General features: G+C 70.2%; 21 protein-coding genes. 8 read left to right on the top strand and 13 right to left on the bottom strand.

Annotated elements, in window-relative coordinates; all coding sequences use genetic code 11:
• Positions 1-69: 69 nt before the first annotated feature.
• Complete coding sequence (locus AB0J90_RS02930; RefSeq protein WP_363591541.1) at positions 70-1,023, bottom strand: chlorophyllase; 954 nt, start codon at positions 1,021-1,023, stop codon at positions 70-72.
• Positions 1,024-1,238: 215 nt separating this feature from the next.
• On the opposite strand from AB0J90_RS02930, the gene AB0J90_RS02925 reads away from it, so the two are divergent.
• Positions 1,239-1,826: a TetR/AcrR family transcriptional regulator gene (locus tag AB0J90_RS02925; RefSeq protein WP_363591539.1), complete on the top strand. Its 588-nt coding sequence runs from the start codon at positions 1,239-1,241 to the stop codon at positions 1,824-1,826.
• On the opposite strand, the gene AB0J90_RS02920 is transcribed toward AB0J90_RS02925, so the two are convergent.
• A complete protein-coding gene (locus AB0J90_RS02920; RefSeq protein ID WP_363592163.1) occupies positions 1,823-2,596 on the bottom strand; it encodes an isoprenyl transferase in 774 nt (257 codons plus the stop codon). The genes AB0J90_RS02925 and AB0J90_RS02920 overlap by 4 nt on opposite strands.
• 35 nt (positions 2,597-2,631) lie before the next feature.
• Positions 2,632-3,474, bottom strand: coding sequence for a DNA repair protein RecO (gene recO, locus AB0J90_RS02915; protein ID WP_363591537.1), 843 nt, complete (start codon positions 3,472-3,474; stop codon positions 2,632-2,634).
• 147 nt (positions 3,475-3,621) lie between these two features.
• On the opposite strand from recO, the gene AB0J90_RS02910 reads away from it, so the two are divergent.
• Positions 3,622-4,404, top strand: coding sequence for a DUF4097 family beta strand repeat-containing protein (locus AB0J90_RS02910; RefSeq protein WP_363591535.1), 783 nt, complete (start codon positions 3,622-3,624; stop codon positions 4,402-4,404).
• Positions 4,405-4,430: 26 nt separating this feature from the next.
• Here the strand turns inward: AB0J90_RS02910 and AB0J90_RS02905 are convergent, their stop codons facing one another.
• The 7 genes from AB0J90_RS02905 to AB0J90_RS02875 form a co-directional block, all read right to left on the bottom strand.
• Entirely contained in the window at positions 4,431-5,639 is a 1,209-nt protein-coding gene (locus AB0J90_RS02905) for an acyltransferase family protein (protein ID WP_363591533.1), read from the bottom strand.
• 229 nt (positions 5,640-5,868) lie between these two features.
• Positions 5,869-6,792, bottom strand: coding sequence for a GTPase Era (era, locus tag AB0J90_RS02900; RefSeq protein ID WP_363592161.1), 924 nt, complete (start codon positions 6,790-6,792; stop codon positions 5,869-5,871).
• Positions 6,793-6,800: 8 nt separating this feature from the next.
• A complete protein-coding gene (locus AB0J90_RS02895) occupies positions 6,801-7,202 on the bottom strand; it encodes a cytidine deaminase (RefSeq protein ID WP_363591531.1) in 402 nt (133 codons plus the stop codon).
• Positions 7,195-8,625: a hemolysin family protein gene (locus tag AB0J90_RS02890; protein ID WP_363591529.1), complete on the bottom strand. Its 1,431-nt coding sequence runs from the start codon at positions 8,623-8,625 to the stop codon at positions 7,195-7,197. Before AB0J90_RS02890 ends, AB0J90_RS02895 begins: the two co-directional genes overlap by 8 nt.
• Positions 8,625-9,092 carry an rRNA maturation RNase YbeY gene (gene ybeY, locus AB0J90_RS02885; RefSeq protein WP_326556276.1) on the bottom strand — a complete coding sequence of 156 codons (468 nt, stop codon included), beginning with the start codon at positions 9,090-9,092 and terminating at the stop codon, positions 8,625-8,627. Before ybeY ends, AB0J90_RS02890 begins: the two co-directional genes overlap by 1 nt.
• 33 nt (positions 9,093-9,125) lie before the next feature.
• A complete protein-coding gene (locus AB0J90_RS02880; protein ID WP_363591527.1) occupies positions 9,126-10,184 on the bottom strand; it encodes a PhoH family protein in 1,059 nt (352 codons plus the stop codon).
• A 148-nt stretch (positions 10,185-10,332) separates the two neighbouring features.
• Positions 10,333-11,742: a serine hydrolase gene (locus AB0J90_RS02875; protein WP_363591525.1), complete on the bottom strand. Its 1,410-nt coding sequence runs from the start codon at positions 11,740-11,742 to the stop codon at positions 10,333-10,335.
• A 206-nt stretch (positions 11,743-11,948) separates the two neighbouring features.
• Here AB0J90_RS02875 and AB0J90_RS02870 point away from each other — a divergent pair, with 206 nt between their 5' ends.
• Both AB0J90_RS02870 and AB0J90_RS02865 read left to right on the top strand, forming a co-directional pair.
• Positions 11,949-12,890 carry a sigma-70 family RNA polymerase sigma factor gene (locus AB0J90_RS02870; RefSeq protein WP_363591523.1) on the top strand — a complete coding sequence of 314 codons (942 nt, stop codon included), beginning with the start codon at positions 11,949-11,951 and terminating at the stop codon, positions 12,888-12,890.
• A 110-nt stretch (positions 12,891-13,000) separates the two neighbouring features.
• Positions 13,001-13,891 (top strand): alpha/beta hydrolase, encoded by an 891-nt coding sequence (locus AB0J90_RS02865; RefSeq protein WP_363591521.1) that lies wholly within the window; start codon positions 13,001-13,003, stop codon positions 13,889-13,891.
• Between the two features lie 48 nt (positions 13,892-13,939).
• Here AB0J90_RS02865 and AB0J90_RS02860 read toward each other — a convergent pair whose 3' ends face one another.
• Positions 13,940-14,290: a histidine triad nucleotide-binding protein gene (locus tag AB0J90_RS02860; protein WP_326556271.1), complete on the bottom strand. Its 351-nt coding sequence runs from the start codon at positions 14,288-14,290 to the stop codon at positions 13,940-13,942.
• Positions 14,291-14,327: 37 nt separating this feature from the next.
• On the opposite strand from AB0J90_RS02860, the gene AB0J90_RS02855 reads away from it, so the two are divergent.
• Positions 14,328-15,080, top strand: a complete 753-nt coding sequence (locus AB0J90_RS02855) for an SDR family oxidoreductase (RefSeq protein WP_363591519.1) — start codon at positions 14,328-14,330, stop codon at positions 15,078-15,080.
• 137 nt (positions 15,081-15,217) lie between these two features.
• Positions 15,218-15,535 (top strand): helix-turn-helix transcriptional regulator, encoded by a 318-nt coding sequence (locus AB0J90_RS02850; protein ID WP_363591517.1) that lies wholly within the window; start codon positions 15,218-15,220, stop codon positions 15,533-15,535.
• A 233-nt stretch (positions 15,536-15,768) separates the two neighbouring features.
• Here the strand turns inward: AB0J90_RS02850 and AB0J90_RS02845 are convergent, their stop codons facing one another.
• Entirely contained in the window at positions 15,769-16,041 is a 273-nt protein-coding gene (locus AB0J90_RS02845) for a hypothetical protein (protein WP_363591515.1), read from the bottom strand.
• Positions 16,035-16,277: a hypothetical protein gene (locus AB0J90_RS02840; protein WP_363591513.1), complete on the bottom strand. Its 243-nt coding sequence runs from the start codon at positions 16,275-16,277 to the stop codon at positions 16,035-16,037. The genes AB0J90_RS02845 and AB0J90_RS02840 overlap by 7 nt, the downstream gene beginning before the upstream one ends.
• Before the next feature lie 146 nt (positions 16,278-16,423).
• Between AB0J90_RS02840 and AB0J90_RS02835 the strand changes: the two genes are divergently transcribed.
• Together AB0J90_RS02835 and AB0J90_RS02830 are read left to right on the top strand one after the other, a co-directional pair.
• On the top strand, positions 16,424-17,266 hold the full coding sequence (locus AB0J90_RS02835; protein WP_363591511.1) for a helix-turn-helix transcriptional regulator: 843 nt from the start codon (positions 16,424-16,426) through the stop codon (positions 17,264-17,266).
• 9 nt (positions 17,267-17,275) lie between these two features.
• On the top strand, positions 17,276-17,452 hold the full coding sequence (locus AB0J90_RS02830; protein WP_363591509.1) for a DUF397 domain-containing protein: 177 nt from the start codon (positions 17,276-17,278) through the stop codon (positions 17,450-17,452).
• The last annotated feature ends 255 nt before the right edge of the window (positions 17,453-17,707 follow it).

Raw genomic sequence — 17,707 nt, 5'->3', positions numbered from 1 at the left:
CGGGTCGACTCCGAACCTCGACCCGTCCGAGTTACCTGGACTCGACCGAGTTACCTGGACTCGTCCGAGTTACTTGGACTCGACCCGTCCGAGCGGATCGGGGTCCGCCGCCAGTGCGTCCCGCGCCGCCTGCCAGGCGGAATCCCCGGCGTGGAGCTGCGACCGGAGGTACGCCGAGGTGAGCCGCTGGACCGCCGAGACCCGTTCGGGGTTCTCGTCCGTGGTCTCGGCGACGTCGTAGCCGGAGATCCCGCCGAGCCCGTGCTCCGCGCCGAACAGGGTGAGCAGGTCCTTGCGCCCCGGCGAGAGCAGGTACGGATCGAGGTGCCAGTCCGGGCCCCGGACCGTCAGGTGGGTCGAGCTGTCCTTGTCCCCGACGACCACGAGGGTGGGTGTTGTCATCTGCGAGAAGTCCGTGGTCAGGAAGAAGGGGTAGTTCTCGGCCGCGTACGCGCTGAGGGCGTCGCCGCCCCGGCCGGGCGCAGCAAGCAGCACACCCGCCCTGATCCGGGGCTCGGCCAGGTTCACCTCCGTGCCGTCGTCCGGGTCGGTGAGCCGGGCGCCGAGCAGCAGGCTCGCGGTGTGCCCGCCCATCGAGTGCCCGGCCACGGCGACCCTGCTCCGGTCCAGGCGCCCGAGTAGCTGCGGGACGGCGGCCTCGATCACGTCGAGGTGGTCGAGGATGCGGGTCATGTCCGCGGCCCGTGATCGCCAGTACAGCGGCGCTCCCGGGGTGTCGGGGGGCAGGCTCAGCGTCCTGGAGCTCAGGTGGGTGGGCTGGATCACGACGAAGCCGTGGGCCGCCCAGAAGTTGGCGAGCGGGGCGTAGCCGTTGAGCGAGGAGAGGTTGTTCGAGGGGCCGTGGCCGTGCGAGAGCAGGATGATCGGCAGCTCGCCGCCGGTCACCGGCGCGGAGATCCGCAGTTCCAGGTCCACCGCGCGGTCGGGAGCCGGCAGCACCACCGGGCTGACCGAGAGGACCTGGGTGGGTGAGTTGCCGGCTGGGTAGGTCGATTCACTCATGATGCATATTTCCCTTCGATGGCCTCTGCCGCCGGTCCCGTACGAGCGGCGGTGGGGTGAGGCGGTCGCGACGGCCGGCTTCGGCTACGCTGAAGCGGAACGTCGCTCCGATTAATATACGGAGCACTGTTCCGCTTTGTCAACGGCCGGAGCCGGCCGCCACCCCTCGACCAGGGGCGCGGCAACGGCCAGCAGGGAATCGGAAGGAGAGCGTGGTGTCGACTACGAGCCCGTCCGGGGAGGTGCCGGCCCGGAACAAGCGGGCCGACGCGCTACGCAACCAGCAGACGCTGCTTGCCGCCGCCGCCGAGGTGTTCGTCACCTCCGGCGTCGACGCGCCGATCCGGGAGATCGCGACCAGAGCGGGCGTCGGGATGGGGACGATCTACCGCCACTTCCCCACTCGGGCGGATCTTGTCGTCGCCGTCTACCGGCACCAGGTCGAGGCGTGCGCCGAGGCCGGCCCGACCCTGCTGGCCGGCGCCGAATCCCCGTACGCGGCGCTGCGCCAGTGGGTGGACCTGTTCGTCGACTTCCTGGTCACGAAGCACGGGCTCGCCAACGCCATGCAGTCGGACAGCAGCGGCTTCGAGGCGCTGCACACGTACTTCCTCGACCGGCTGGTGCCCGTCTGCGGGCAACTGCTCGACGCCTCGGTCGACACGGGCGAAATCAGGCCCGGCACAGAGCCCTACGAACTGATGCGCGGCATCGGCAACCTCTGCATCGGACGGGACAGCGACCCGTGCTACGACCCGCGCCGACTGGTCAAACTGCTGCTGCGCGGACTACGGCCTGGCTAGCTCGGCGCCACCGGGTTCGGCAGGGCCCCGCCGAAGCGGCGGTCGCGCTGGGCGTACAGCTCGCAGGCGTACCAGAGGTGGCGGCGGTCGAAGTCGGGCCAGAGCACGTCCAGGTAGATCAGCTCGGCGTACGCGCTCTGCCAGAGCAGGAAGTTCGAGGTCCGCTGCTCGCCGGAGGGGCGCAGGAAGAGATCGACCTCGGGCACCTCGGGGTGGTAGAGGTACCGGGCGACCATCTTCTCGTTGACCTTCGCCGGGTCGACCTTGCCGGCCGCGACGTCCCGGGCGATGGCCGCCGCCGCGTCGGCGATCTCGGCCTGACCGCCGTAGTTGACGCAGAACTGGAGCGTCAGCTTGGTGTTGTCGCGGGACATCTCCTCCGCGGTCTGCAGCTCGGAGATCACGCTCTTCCAGAGCCGCCCGGCCCGCCCGGACCAGACCACCCGTACGCCGAGGTCGACCAGCTGGTCGCGACGGCGCCGGATCACGTCCCGGTTGAAGCCCATCAGGAAGCGCACCTCGTCCGGCGAGCGCCGCCAGTTCTCGGTGGAGAACGCGTACGCCGACAGGTAGGGCACGCCCAGCTCGATCGCGCCCTCGATCGTGTCGAACAGGGAGAACTCGCCGGCCTCGTGTCCCTTGGTACGGGGCAGGCCCCGGTCCTTGGCCCACCGTCCGTTGCCGTCCATCACGACCGCGATGTGCTTGGGCAGGGCGTCCGCGGGCAGGGCCGGCGGACGGGCACCGGACGGGTGCGGGGTCGGCGCCATCGGCTGCCGACGCGCTCCGCGGGTCATGGATCGGATCACTGCGCTGTCTCCCCCTGCTCCGGCCCGTACTCCGAGGTCCCGGCCGGTTCGTTCAGATCGGTCCGGACGGACCGGTCGTCTCGATCAACCAACGGCAGCGAGCGTAGCGCGCGTTCCAGGTGCCATTGCAGGTGAGCGGCGACCAGGCCGCTGCACTCGCGCCGGTGGTTGACCTCGGTCGCGTCGGCCACCCGCCAGTCGCCGGTGGTCAGCGCGGACATCAGATCGATGGTGGCCGGGGCCGGGTGGGCCGCGCCGGGTGGTCGGCAGTCCGGGCAGACACAACCCCCGGCCGGTACGGAGAAAGCCCGGTGCTGTCCGGGGGTGCCGCAGACGGCACAGGCGACCAGAGCCGGCGCCCAGCCGGCCAGCGCCATCCCACGCAGCAGGTACGCGTCGAGCACCAGGCTGCTCGCGTGGCTCCCCTCGGCCAGCGCGCGCAGTGCGCCGAGGGTGAGCTGGAACAGCCGCAGCGACGGTTCACGTTCCACCGGGGTGAGCCGCTCGGCGGTCTCGGCGATCGCACTGGCGGTGGTGTAGCGGGGGTAGTCCTCGAGGAACCGCCGCCCGTACAGGTCGATTCCCTCGACCTGGCTGACCGTGTGCAAGGCGCTGCCGATGTTGCCCTGCGGGTCACCGGCGAGTTGCAGGTCGACGTGGCCGAAGGGTTCCAGCCGGGCGCCGAAGCGGGAGGTGGTCCGGCGTACCCCTCGGGCGACCGCCCGCAGCCGGCCGTGCCGCCGGGTCAGCAGGGTGATGATCCGGTCGGATTCACCGAGCTTCTGTACGCGCAGCACCAACGCGTCGTCGCGGTAGAGCTGTCTGCGGTACCCGGCCATCCGACCATTCTCCCCCGCCCCCGGTCCTGCCCCGCACACCCGGGTCGGGGCGGTGTGACCCTGAGTGCGTTCTCAGGGTCTTCTCCGGGATGGATGCGTGGCTCCTCCCTGATGTCCGGATGGCTGCCGGCTCCTAGCCTCGTCTGTATGACCATGTTCCGGATCGTCACCGCCGTCACGGCGGGCGCGCTCACCCTGGGCATCCTGGCCGGCTGCGACGGGTTCTCCGTGGGGCAGCGGCGGCTCGACTTCGACCAGACCGAAGCAGTCAAGATCACCAAGATCGCGCTGGAGCCGGGCTCGGGTGACGTCGTGGTGTCGACCGCGGCGGTGTCCGACGTACGGATCAAACGGGTGGTTCGGTACTGGGGCTCCGAGCCCGGCTCCACCTACGTGATCGAGGGCACCGAACTGCGGATCGACACCGACTGCGGGTCCCGCTGCGGTGTCTCGTACGAGATCGTCGCCCCGACCGGAGTCTCGGTCAGCGGTGAGAACGGGTCCGGTGACATCGAGCTGTCCGATGTCGGTGACGTGGACGTCAAGGTCGGATCCGGCGACATCACCCTGATCGGCGCGAGCGGCACGGTCCGGGCGCAGACCGGTTCGGGCGACATCGACCTCAGCCGGGTCGGCACCGCGTCGACCGTACGCACCGGTTCGGGCTCGGTGAACGGCCACGGTCTCGGCGGTACGGTCGACGCCACCACCGGTTCCGGCGACATCGTGCTGACCCTGGACACGGCGGGCTCGGTGAACGCCCGCGCGTCCAGTGGTTCGATCGAGCTGACCGTGCCGGCCGGGGCGTACCGGGTCCGGTCCACGAGTTCGTCCGGCACCGCCCGCTCGGAGCTGGCCGACGACCCGACCGCCACGAACCGGCTCGACCTGCAGACCGCCAGCGGGGACATCACGATCACTCCCCGCTGACCCGGTCCACTCCCCCGCGGCCCGGTTCACCGCCCGGATCCGGTCCGGTCGACGGTTTGCGGAACCGCCGCTGCACCCCCGCGGTCCACGGTCTCCGGACGGGCCGGCCCACTCCGGTCCCGATCCACGGTTCCCGGCCGGGCGGGGCCATCGCGGTCGCCGGATCGGCGGCCGGGCGCGGGTCCGGTCCGCTGGGTCGGGATGACCGGGCGGGCCGGGCTGGGCCGGGGCCGGCTCGTCTCGCCGCCGGGCAGCAGGGCGGTACGGCGGCGTGCGGCCAGGTCCTCCATCCAGCCGAAGAGCGCGGTGGCCAGCGCGACCAGGGTGCTGACCACGACCAGCCGTACGGTGACGCCGGTCGCGTCGGTCAGGCTCCAGCCGGCGCGCACCATCAACGCCGTCAGGCCGATCACGATCGGCATGTGCCAGAGGTAGACCGTCAGCGCCCGCCGGTTGAGCACCGTCACCGCCCGGCTGAAGATCTCGTTGCGGTCCACCCAGGCGGCACCGGCCGGGGCGAGACCGAGCAGCAGCAGGGTGAAGCCGGCGGACCAGAGTCCATTGCCGAGCCGGATGTCGTTGAGGTCGAAGCCCCGCGGACCCGGATGGGTGAAGATCCATGCCGCGCCGAGGGCCGCGAGCGTGCCGGCGACCGGGATCAGCACCCGCCGGGAGAGCCGCCGCAGCATGCCGTCGTGGTGCGCGAAGCCGATCAGCCACGCTCCGAAGTAGAGCCCGAAGTCGCGCAGCACGTTCGGTGCGCTCGGGAAGCCGAACTCCACCACGACCAGCAGCACGTACGGTGCCGCCAGGGTGGGCAGCGGGAAGCGCCGGAACAGCCACAGGGCCAGCGGCGACACCAGTACGAACCAGAGGTAGTCGCGCAGGTACCAGATGGCGCTCAACGCGAGCGCACCCCAGCCGTTGCTCGGCGGGTCGGCGATCGGTGCGACCCAGAGCAGTAGCCGCCAGTTGACCGGTAGTCCGGTGAGCAGCATCGCCGGTACGAAGAACGCGGCGAGCAGCCAGAGCGACGGGAGCAGGCGGCGTAACCGGCGGCCCACCGCCCCGACACCGGAGCGGTCGAGGGACGCTGCCATCAGCGATCCGGCGAGGGCGAACATCACCGACATCGCCGGGAACGCGATGGTCAGGAACGCCCAACCGGTGGTGTGGTAGACGACAACTCGGATGATTGCCAGAAAACGGAGGAGATCTACGTATCTGTTTCGCATCAGCCTGCATCTGAACCGGGGCGACAGGGGGTCGTACGTTTTCCTACCCTGCCTGTCCACCGTTCGAACGATGCACGGGGTGTCCCACAGGTGAACAATCCCATAGGATTCGGCTATATCGCCTAGAAGCGATCGCGTGTATGCGCGTGGGACGCCAACGCCAGACCCAGCACCTGGGGCCGGCTGATCCGGTGACGAGCGGTTCCCGGGCCAGGCCCGCCCCCCGCTGTCAGAAGCCGAGCTTGCGCAACTGCCTCGGGTCCCGCTGCCAGTCCTTCGCGACCCGTACGTGCAGGTCGAGGTAGACCCGGCTGCCGAGCAGTTCCTCGATCTGCTGCCGGGCCCGGGTGCCGACGTCCTTGAGCCGGCTGGCCTGGTGGCCGATCACGATCGCCTTCTGGCTGGGCCGCTCCACGTAGACATCGGCGTAGATCCGGATGAGCTTGTCCTCGGGGACCATCTCCTCGACCACCACCGCGATCGAGTGCGGCAGTTCGTCGCGTACGCCCTCCAGCGCCGCCTCCCGGATCAGCTCGGCGACCAGCACCTGCTCCGGTTCGTCGGTGAGCATGTCGTCGGGGTAGAGCTGCGGCGACGGCGGCAGGTAGCCGGTCATCACGTCGACGAGGGTGTCGACCTGGTGGCCGGAGACCGCGCTGACCGGCACCACGGCCGCGAACTCGCCCATCTCGTTGACCGCGAGCAACTGCTCGGCCAGCCGCTTCTTGTCGACCAGGTCGGTCTTGGTGACGACGGCGATCACGCTGGCCTTCAGCTCGGCCAACTCGCCGGTGATGAACCGGTCGCCGCGTCCGACCGGCTCGTTCGCCGGCACGCAGAGGCCGATCACGTCGACCTCGCTCCAGGTGGACCGGACCAGGTCGTTGAGTCGCTCGCCGAGCAGCGTACGGGGGCGGTGCAGGCCGGGGGTGTCGACCAGGACGAGCTGGGCCTCCGGCCGGTGCAGTACGGCCCGGATGACGTGCCGGGTGGTCTGCGGCTTGCTGGAGGTGATGGCGATCTTCTGTCCGACGATCGCGTTGGTCAGGGTCGACTTGCCAGCGTTGGGCCGTCCGACGAAGCAGGCGAAGCCCGCCCGGTACGGCTGGCCGTTGGTCCCGTCCGCGCCACGGACCCCGCGCGGGGTCGGCATCCGGCCGCTCACGCGAGCACCGTGCCGAGCAGGGTGCCGTCCGGGGCGGCGACGTGGATCGGCGCCTCGGCGGCCAGGTCGCGTACGGCTGCGTGCCCGGCACCGTCGAGCGTCGACGCCTCGGTGACGACCGCGGCGGCCTCCAGGCGGCTGGCACCGGCGGCAGCCGCCGAGGCGACCGCCAACTGGAGGGCGGTGATGGTCAGCGAGGGCAGGCTGACGCTGGCCGCGGCGTACGTCCTGCCGTCCTGGTCGCGTACGGCCGCTCCTTCCACCGCGCCGATCCGGGCGCGCGCGCCCCGCGCCAGGACGACCAGCTTGGCGTCCTCGGCGCTCAACTCGGCGGGCGCCGCGGCGGAGCCGATCGGCCCGGCCGGTGCGGCGGCGGATACGGCGTACGACTCAGGCATCAGCGGGTTGCCTCTCCTCGGATCGGTCTTGTTTCTGCTTCTGGGACTTGCTCTGTTCGGTGTTCCTGCGCGACTCGCGGTCGCCGCCGTCGCCTCGGTTCGCCGGGTCGTCCTTGTCGCCGGTGGCGAGCCGGCTGACCAGCACCGAATCGATCCGGTTACGCCGCCCGGTGGTGCCTTCGGCGATGAGTCGCAGGCCGCCCAGTTCGGCGGCGGCACCCGGGATGGGCACCCGGCCGAGCGCCTGGGCGAGCAGGCCACCGACGGTTTCCACCTCGTCGGCGGGGAGTTCCACGTCGAAGAGTTCGCCGAGGTCCTCGACCGGGAGCCGGGCGGTGACGCGTACGTCGCCGCCGTCGAGGCGTTGCACCGGAGGGCGTTCCACGTCGTACTCGTCGGTTATCTCGCCGACGATCTCCTCCAGGATGTCCTCGATGGTGACCAGGCCACCGGTGCCGCCGTACTCGTCCACGACGATTACCAGGTGGGTACGGGCGGCCTGCATCTCGGAGAGCAGGTCGTCCACCGGTTTCGACTCCGGTACGAAGGTCGCCTCGCGCATCAGTTCGGAGACCGGCACCTCCTCGGCGGCCGGGTCGCCGCCCTGGGTGCGCCGGATCAGATCCTTGAGGTAGAGCACACCGAGCACGTCGTCGACGCTCTCGCCGATCACCGGGATCCGGGAGAAACCGGAGCGCAGGAAGAGCAGCATCGCCTGCGGCGGTTTCTTGTGCGCCTCGATCCACACCATCTCGGTACGCGGCACCATCACCTCGCGGGCGATGGTGTCACCGAGGGCGAAGACCGAGTGGATCATCTGCCGTTCGCCGTGCTCGACCACGCCCCGCTGCTCGGCCAGGTCGACCAGCTCACGCAACTCCACCTGGGTGGCGAACGGACCCTCGCGGAAGCCCCGACCGGGGGTGACCGCGTTGCCGATCAGGATCAGCAGCGAGGCGAGCGGGTTCAGCGCCCGGCCCAGCCACCGCACCAGCGGTGCGCTCGCCCGGCCGACCGCGTAGGCGTGCTGCCGGCCGATGGTGCGCGGTGCGACACCGACGACCACGAAGCTGACCACGGTCATCGCACCGGCGGTGACCAGTGCCGCCCGCCAGCCGGCGCCGAAGGTGTCGACCGCGACGAGCGCGACGAGGGTGGTCGCGGTCAGTTCGCAGAGCAGCCGCAGCAACAGCAACAGGTTGAGGTGCCGGACCGCGTCGGCGGCGACGATCTGGAGCGTACGCGCGCCGCGTGCCCCGTCCCGGGCCAGCTCACCGGCACGGGCCGGGGAGACCGCGGCGAGCGCGGCCTCGGTCATCGCGAAGAGCCCGGCGAGCACCACCAGGGCGGCGCCGAAGAAGAGGAGCTGCAGATCGGGCAGGCCGGCGGCGGTGGCGCCGGCGGCGGCTAAGTGGTCCGGCATCACTGGGCCCGCGCTGCTCGCCACCCGGAGAGGAGCTTGGCCTGCAGTGCGAACATCTCGCGCTCCTCCTCCGGCTCCGCGTGGTCGTAACCGAGCAGGTGCAGCACCCCGTGCACGGTGAGCAGGTGCAGCTCGTCGGCGGCCGAGTGGCCGGCGGTGGCCGCCTGCTTGGCCGCCACCTCGGGGCAGAGCACGATGTCGCCGAGCAACGCCGGCTCACCGCCGCTGACCTCGCCGGGGCCGTGGTCGACGCTGCCCTCGTCCATCGGGAAGGCGAGTACGTCGGTCGGACCGTCCCCGCCCATCCAACGGTGGTTCAGCTCCGCCATGTACTCGATGTCGACGAGCAGCACCGACAGCTCGGCGAGGGGGTTGACCCCCATCTCGTCCAGGGCGTAGCGGGCGACGGCGAGCACCGCGTCGGTATCGACCTCGGCGCCCGACTCGTTGGCGATCTCGATGGACAACTTGTTCCCCTGCTGCTCTCTTGGGCTGCTGGTCTAGCGGCGCCGGCTGGCGCGGCCACCCTGTGCGGTAGTTCCGGGCACGGCGTGCACGCCCTGGGCCTGCTTCGCCTCCCGCTCGGCGTCCCACCGGGCGTAGGCGTCGACGATGTCACCGACCAGTCGGTGCCGTACGACGTCCGAGCTGGCGAGTTGGGCGAAGTGGACGTCCTCCACGTTCGCCAGGATGTCGCGTACGACCCGCAGGCCGCTGGTGGTGCCGCCGGGCAGGTCGACCTGGGTGATGTCACCGGTCACCACGATCCGGGAACCGAAGCCGAGTCGGGTGAGGAACATCTTCATCTGCTCGGGCGTGGTGTTCTGCGCCTCGTCCAGGATGATGAACGCGTCGTTGAGCGTACGGCCCCGCATGTACGCCAGCGGCGCGACCTCGATCGTCCCGGCCTGCATCAGCTTCGGGATGGAGTCCGGGTCGAGCATGTCGTGCAGCGCGTCGTAGAGCGGGCGCAGGTACGGGTCGATCTTCTCGAAGAGGGTGCCGGGCAGGAAGCCCAACCGCTCCCCCGCCTCGACCGCCGGCCGGGTCAGGATGATCCGGTTGACCTGCTTGGCCTGGAGCGCCTGGACGGCCTTTGCCATGGCGAGGTAGGTCTTGCCGGTACCGGCGGGGCCGATGCCGAAGACGATGGTGTGCCCGTCGATCGAGTCGACGTAGCGCTTCTGGCCGAGCGTCTTGGGCCGGATGGTGCGCCCGCGCCGGGACAGGATATTGAGGGTCAGCACTTCGGCGGGCCGCTCGGCGCTGCCCTGTTCGAGCATGCCGACGGTACGCCGGACGGCGTCGACGGTCAGTGTCTCGCCCTTCTCGATCAGTTCGAGCAGCTCGGTGAAGAGCCGCTCGGCGAGCGCGTTGTCGGCCGGGGCGCCGGTGATGGTGATCTCGTTGCCCCGTACGTGTACGTCGCTGTTGATCGAGCGCTCGACCAGGCGGAGAACCTCGTCTCCGGGCCCGAGCAGGTTAACCATGATCTGCGAGTCAGGAACGGTGATCCTGGTCTGCACCCGGGCCTGGCCGGGAGGTGGGGTACCGGTCATAGGTCGGGCCCGGCGGGCCCCACGCCACCTGCTCTCGATCTCATGGCCGCGCCCTGGTGGCGCAGCGTACGGACGACTTTCCCATCGTATCTGCTCAACGCCGACAGGGCGCCGCCCATTTCCCCACCTGGCGCCACACCTGGCGACGTCACGGCTGACGTTCGGTGACGGCTCGGAAGTCGAAGCCGTCGAAGGTCTCCTGGGACCGGGTGAACCGGTACGTCGCCCAGTGCATTCGTACCACCGTGCCCCGATCGTCCCTGGTCAGCCGGAGCAGTTCACCCGTCTCCCGCCCGGAGACCGTACGCAGCACGTCCGGCCGGTCCGGCAGCGGCACGAAGATCGACGGGGGCCAGCCGGCCGGGGCGTCGGCACCCCGGGCCTGGAGGGTTCCGTCGTGCCAGCCGAAGACGTACTCGTAGCCCTCGCCCCACCAGCGGCCGAGCATGCCCCGGTAACGCTCGGGAGCGGGTTCGCCGGGCGCCCAGGCGACGATCTCGGCCGGGTCGTCGGCGACGGCGGCGTCGAGCAGGCGGTGCGGCAGGTCCAGGATCGCGCTGGCCGTACCGGACGAGGCGAGCACCGCGGCACCCATCGCGCCCGGCGTACCGGGTCCGCCCCGGCGGCCGTAGACGGCGGCCAGGAAGCCGGGCATGGCGCCGTCGTGCCCGACGTGCACCACCCGCCGCGCCGCCCCGGTCACCGGGTCCGGCTGCGGGACCATGATCAGCCCGAGTCCGAAGGTGCGGTGCCAGAGCGTCTGGTCGGTGACCGTCAGCGGCCAGCGCATCTCGTCCAGGGTGTCGGGCCGCAGCACCGCGCCCGCCGGGTCGACCGCGGCGGGGTCGGCCAGGAAGGCTGCCCACCGGGCCATGTCCGGTGCGGTGCTCCAGAGCTGCGCGGCCGGGGCGACCGCGCCGAAGTCGGTGGGCGGCTCCGGGTGGGCGTGGTCGGAGTAGGTGTCGACCAGGAATCCGGTCGCGGCGGTCGGTGCCGGGGCGAGCGTGGTCGCGGACAGGCCGAGCGGGTTGAGCACCCGGTCGGCGAGCACCTCGGCCCAGGTGCCGCCGCGCAGCCGGGCGACCGCGTGGCCGAGCAGCGCCAGCCCGAGGTTGGAGTAGTGGTAGCGGCGGGCCGGCGGCAACACCCGCTCGGCCCGGTCCAGCTCGGCCAGGAGTTCGTCCACGGCGGGCGCGCGCAGGGTGTCCCAGACGTCGCCGTACGGCTCGCGTTGCAGCCCGGCGGTGTGCGAGAGCAACCGGCGTACGGTCAGCTCGCCGTGCGCGGGCAGGTCGAGGTGGGTCCCGATCGGGTCGTCCAGGTCGAGCAGCCCGTCGTCGCGGGCCTGCATCACCAGTACGGCGGTGAAGGTCTTGGTCACCGAGCCGATCCGGAACGGGGTCTGCGGCCCGAGCGGTGCGTTGTTGCCGGTCCCGCCGACGGCCAGGGTCCAGAGCGGGCGGTCGGCCCGGTGCAGCGCCACCGAGAGCGCGGGCACCCGCTCCTCCGCCTGCACCTGCCGGGTCATCCGTGTCAGTCGCCGGCCCACCTCGGTCATCGAAGCCAACCCTCCGCCGCCGCCGTCAAGATCACGCTGATGATATCGGCGGGCCGGCCGGAACCGCACCGGCCGGGCGTTCTCTACGCCGGGTAGCGTGGAACCGCCACGACGATCACCCACAGTTAATTTCGCCACGTCGTCGAACTTCCCGGACCGCTCCCGCATCCAGTCCCGGAAGAGGTGTGCGAGAGAAGGAGACAGGTGTGGTTGCCACCCCGGATTCCGATGCCGAGCTGGTACGGGCCGCCCAGTCCGGCGACCCGACCGCGCTGGGTCTACTGGTGTCGCGGCATCAGGCGGGCATGCAGGCGGTGGCGCTGAGCCTGCTCGGGTACGGACCGGACGCGGAGGACGTGGTGCAGGACGCCGTGCTGGTCGCGCTGAGCCGGATCGGTGAACTGCGCGACCCGGCGGCCGTCGGCCCCTGGCTGCGTGCGGTCGTACGCAACGGTGCCCGGATGCGCCTGCGCCGCTCGCGTACGGTGCCGATGGCCGACCTGGAGGCGCTCGCCCTGCCGGCCGCCGACCCCACCCCGGAGGACCTGCTGGAAAGTCGGTCGATGCGGGACTGGATCTGGCACGCGATGGGTCAGTTGTCCGAACCTGTGCGCCTGGTGACCATGCTGAGGTATTTCAGCCACGTGTCGTCGTACGACCAGATCGCCGCCCTGTGCGGGATCCCGGTCGGCACCGTACGCAGCCGGTTGAGCCAGGCCAGGAGCAAGCTCGCCACCGCGCTGCACGAGACGGCGAACCTGGCCCACGACGACGCCACCGAGCTGACCGCCGCCCGCCGACGCGAGGCGGAGGAGGCGCTGGTGACCGCCGGCCGAGGCGACTTCTCCGACTTCGTACGGGAACACTGGACGCCGGACGCCCAGTTCGTCACCCCCGACGGTCAGGTGGCCGGCGGCCGCCAGTTCGCGGTCTCGGCGATGGAACGTGACCTCGCCGCGGGCGTACGGCAGCGGATCACCAACGTCGCGGCCAGCAGCGACGTGATGATCTGGGAAGCGGACCTGATCAGCCCACCGGACGACCCGACCCACTGCCCGCCCGGCGCGGTCTGGCTGCACACCCTGCGCGAGGGACGCACCGCCCGGATGCGGCTGTTCCACCCGCAGCCGGCGCTGGCCGCCGCCTGACCGGAGAATTTCACGCCAGCAGGTCGAACTTTTCCGCCGCTGCGGCATCTCGTAGGCGACAGCTCAGGCTCGCCTTCGTCAGGCCACAGTTCGGGGAGAGAGATCATCCGATGGGTTCCACCACAGCCGCCGCCCTCACCGCGGCCACGCACGAGATCGACGTCGACGGCGTACGGCAGGTCTACCACGTCGCCGGCACCGGACCGGTCTGCATCGTGCACTCCGGCGGCCCGGGGATCGAGTGGGCGTACCTGCGGATGCCCACGCTCGAAGCGCACCTGACCATGGTCTACCTGGAGCCGGTCGGCACCGGGGCGTCCGGCCAGCTCGCCGACCCCCGCGACTACCGTCTCGACACCTACTCCCGCTTCCTACACGGGGTGGTCGAGCACCTCGGCCAGGAACGGGTGCTGCTGCTCGGGCACTCGCACGGCGGCTTCGTGATCCAGCGCTACGCCCTGGATCATCCCGACCGGGTGGCCGGCCTCATCCTGTACGACACCTCGCCGGTCACCGGCCCCGAGTTCTGGGCCGAGGCGATGGCGGGCGTCCAGCGTTTCGTCGAGCAGCACCCAGAACGAGCGGAGGCGGCCGACGTGGCCGTGGCGTTCCAGGAGACGCCGGACGCGCCGGACGACAACTGGGTCAGCACCAAGTTGCAGCGCATCCTGCCGGTCTACTTCGCCGACTACTGGGGCCGCGAAGGCGAGTACACACCGATGCGCGCCGCCGTACGCGGATGGCTCGGCCCGCAACTCGGTGAGGAACCAACCCCGTTCGACGTACGCGACCAACTCGGCTCGATCACCGCACCGTCCCTGGTCGTCGTCGGCGAGCACGACTTCATCTGCGGTACGCGGTGGGCCACCATGCTGCACGACGGCATCCCCGGCTCGCGGCACGTCCTGCTGAGGGACAGCGGCCACTTCGGCCACCTCGAACAGCCCGAGGAGTTCACCCGCGCGATCGCGGAATTCGTCGGCCGAGTGAAGTTCGGCTGAGTGGAATTCGTCGGCTGAACCGCAGGGGCCGGTTGCCCCGGCCGGCGGTCAGCCGGCCAGCATCGGGCCGAGTGGGGCACCGCCGAGCAGGTGCGCGTGCGCGTGGAAAACCTCCTGGCCGCCCCACTGCCCGGTGTTGAAGATCAACCGGAAGCCGTCCAGGGTCAGCCCCTCCTGCTCGGCCACGGTCGCCGCCGTCTCCAGCAGCGCGCCCGCCAACTCCGGGTCGGCCTGGGCCAGCGTCGCCACATCCACGAAGTGCTCCTTCGGGATCACCAGGATGTGCACCGGCGCCTTCGGCGAGATGTCGCGGAAGGCGAGCATCGTGTCGGTCTCCCGGACCACGGTCGCCGGGATCTCGCCGGCCACGATCCGGCAGAACAAGCAGTCAGTCTCCACCCACGGCATGCTATGCCTCCGGGGGATGATGATGGGCGTGACAGGACGAGCGGTACTGGTGACCGGGGCCTCCCGGGGAGTCGGACGGGCGGTGGCGACCGCGTTCGCGGAGGGCGGGGACCGGGTGGCGATCCACCACCGGGAGTCCGCCGAACTGGCCGGACAACTCGCGGCGGCGCTGCCCGGCACCGGCCACGTCGTGGTCCAGGCCGATCTGACCAACCCCGAAGCCGTACGCAGGATGGTCGACGACGCGGCGGCTCGGCTCGGCGGGCTGGACGTACTGGTCAACAACGCCGGGCAGTCCACCCCGCACCCGATCACCGAGACCACGTACGAGCAGTGGCAGCAGCACTGGCGACAGACCATCGACCTGAACCTGGTCGGGGCGGCCAACGTCACCTGGTGCGCCGTCCAGCACCTGCGTGCACGGGGTGGCGGCCGGATCGTCAACGTCTCCTCGCGGGGCGCCTTCCGGGGCGAGCCGAACCATCCCGCGTACGGCGCCAGCAAGGCCGCGCTGAACTCGCTCGGCCAGTCGCTGGCGGTGGCGCTGGCCCCGTACGGCATCGCGGTCGCCTCGGTCGCGCCCGGCTTCGTCGAACCGGACCTGACCAACGAACACATCAAGGCGCCCCGCGACGAGGCGATGCGGGCACAGAGCCCGTTCAACCGCGTCGCCCGCCCCGAGGAGATCGCCGCCGCCGTCCACTGGCTCGCCTCACCCGCAGCCGAATGGGCCTCCGGCACCATCATCGACCTCAACGGCGCCTCGTACCTGCGTACCTGACCCCGCCCGTTTCGAGCTACCTCCAGGTTTAGCATCCCCTATACCCACCGAGTGGTCGATGGGCAGTGGAAGATCTACCCGGAGAACCGCTATGAGATCTACTTGAAGGAACGCGCCGAGCAGGAGGGCCGACAGACATGAGCAACTACGCGCGCTGGAAGGACATCCGCGCGGCACACGTCGAGCGGGCCGGCGGAGAACAGGCCGTCGAGGCCGGCAAGCAGGAACTGTTGGCCGGTGTGTTCGGGCACCGCCTCGCCGAGGTCCGCCGTACCCGCGGTCTGACCCAGCAGCAGGTCGCCGACCGTATGGGGGTCGCCAAAGGCCGCGTCTCCCAGATCGAGCAAGGAAAGATCTCCGGGCAGGACGTACTTGCCCGTTACGCCGCAGCCCTCGGCGGACGCCTGCACCAGGCAATCTACTTCGACGACGGCAACATCGCCGCCATCGCCTAGCGGCGGTCGCTACCGCACCATCGACCTCAACGGCGCCCCGTACCTGCGCTCCTGACCTGTCGTCCCTGAGTCAGCAAGGGCTCTGAGCCTGCCGGTCGGAGGATTGCGGGGACACGGACACCGGCACCCCCAGTCGCGGTACGGGCGGGTGTCGGGCTGGTCGATGCAGTCGTGCGGGAGGCCGGCGGCCTGGCGCCTCGTGCACCGGATGCAGATCTCCGCCTCCTCCTCCGCTACCCGCTCCCCCGCCCCGGCACCGTCCAGCCGTAGAACCGGGTGAACACCTCGGACGGTTGTGGGACCGAGTCGTCCGGGTTCGGGTTCAACGCGTAGAGGTCGTTCAGGCAGTCCAAGTGGAGCGACGCCAGGTAAAGGCTCAACGACAGCGGCATTCCGTGATATCCGGTCAGCAGTTCCGTACGTGCCGTCGCACAGGGCCAGGGCTGGCCACACGCCTTGCACTTCCAGTGCGGACGACCGGCGACGTGCATGGGCTCCGTCACCATCGCGGGTCCGTCATGTCCGGCAGACCGCGCAACCTCGGCACGAACCCCGGCAGGTAGTGGGCCTGCACGGCAAGGGGGACATCTTCACCGGTACGGGAGTCGGTGGCGACCAGGGCGATCCAGTTTCCCCTGATCGGTGTCAGGCCGTTGGGCAGGCTGGCCACCGTACCGATGAACCCGTACGGCGAGACCTCGAAGTTCCCCATCGTGCCGATCAGGTACCCGCCGCTTCCCACTCTCACCTCGTCGCCGAGTGCACCAGAGGCCGGGCGCTCACCGGGGCGCTCCCGTCACGTCGCCGCCGTCAACCTGTCCAAGCGGGTCAGACAGCACGTGCCTCCGGACATGGCACGCCTTCCACCAGCCCAGGCTGTATCTGCGCATGTACTCCCGGATGCGTTCGTTCATCCCTACTCCCCGGGCCGGACAGGGCGCACCATCCGGGAACGCCCTCCGCCACACCCAGGCAGCCGACGTGATCGAGGTGTCGCCGAGCACTATGCGACGCATCGAGCAGGGACGCGTAGGCATCAAGGGACCTGCGCTGACCGCGCTGCTCAACCAATACGGCGTGACGGACGCCGAGCTACGCGAGACATTGCTGACCATGGCTCGATCCGGCAAGCAGCGCGGATGGTGGGCGAAGTACGGCGACCTGCCTCCGACCTACCGCCAGTACATCGGCCTGGAATCCGCGGCCGACGAGTTACAGAACTTCGAGACGATCGTGGTGCCTGGTCTGCTCCAGACCGAGGAGTACGCCCGCGCGATCACGAGTGGCGAGGCGACGCAACCTACGCCCGAAGCCATCGAGCAACGCGTCGCGGCTCGATTGGAGCGCCAAAAGCTGATCCACGAGGGCAACCTGCGCATGGTTGCCGTGCTGGACGAGGCGGTCCTCCACCGCCAGATCGGCGGACCAGAGGTCATGCATGCACAGCTCACGGCGTTGCTCGACGCCTCGAAGCTGTGGAACGTATCCATTCAGGTGATCCCGTTCCGCGAGGGCGCATACGCCTCCATGCTGTCGAGCTTCGCCATCTTGAACTTCGCGGAAAGTCCTGGAGTCGTCTACATCGAGGGTTTGACCGGCGACCTCTACGCCGAAGGCGAGGACGTCCGGCGTTGTACCGTCGTCTTCAACAGCCTGCGCGCCTCGGCGTTGTCTGCGACCGAGTCGACTGCGATGATCAAGAAGATCCGGGACAGCGAGTACCAAGATTGAGGAGCCGCCATGAATTCCCAGTGGCGCAAGAGCACCCGCAGCGGTGGCAACGGCCGGTGCGTCGAAGCTCGGTACGCCGACCACACCGCCGAGGTGCGCGACAGCAAGGACAAGACCGGCCCAGTGCTGGCGTTCGACCCTGCCGCATGGGCTTTGTTCATCCAGACCATCAAGATCGACGCGTGACGTGTGCCGGGCGGTAGGGGAACTACACCCCGCCTATCCCCATCGGCCACCGGCATACCGGAAGCTCAGCCAAGGCTCAAACACAGCGACCAATGGTCGCGGGCCGCTGTGCCCGGACGAGCCTGACCGTCCCTGGTGCCGCGACCCGTCAGACCAGGTGGCCCCAGGTCAAGTGGAGACGGTCCAAGCAGCTTGATCGGGTCAACGTCGTTCAGCGCCATCGGAAACGCGCCGCTGCCCAGATTTGCTCCTATA

Origin of the sequence: Micromonospora sp. NPDC049523, from assembly GCF_040676775.1 — a bacterium.
Classification (GTDB): domain Bacteria; phylum Actinomycetota; class Actinomycetes; order Mycobacteriales; family Micromonosporaceae; genus Micromonospora_G.
This window is presented reverse-complemented; position numbering and strand designations above follow the sequence as displayed.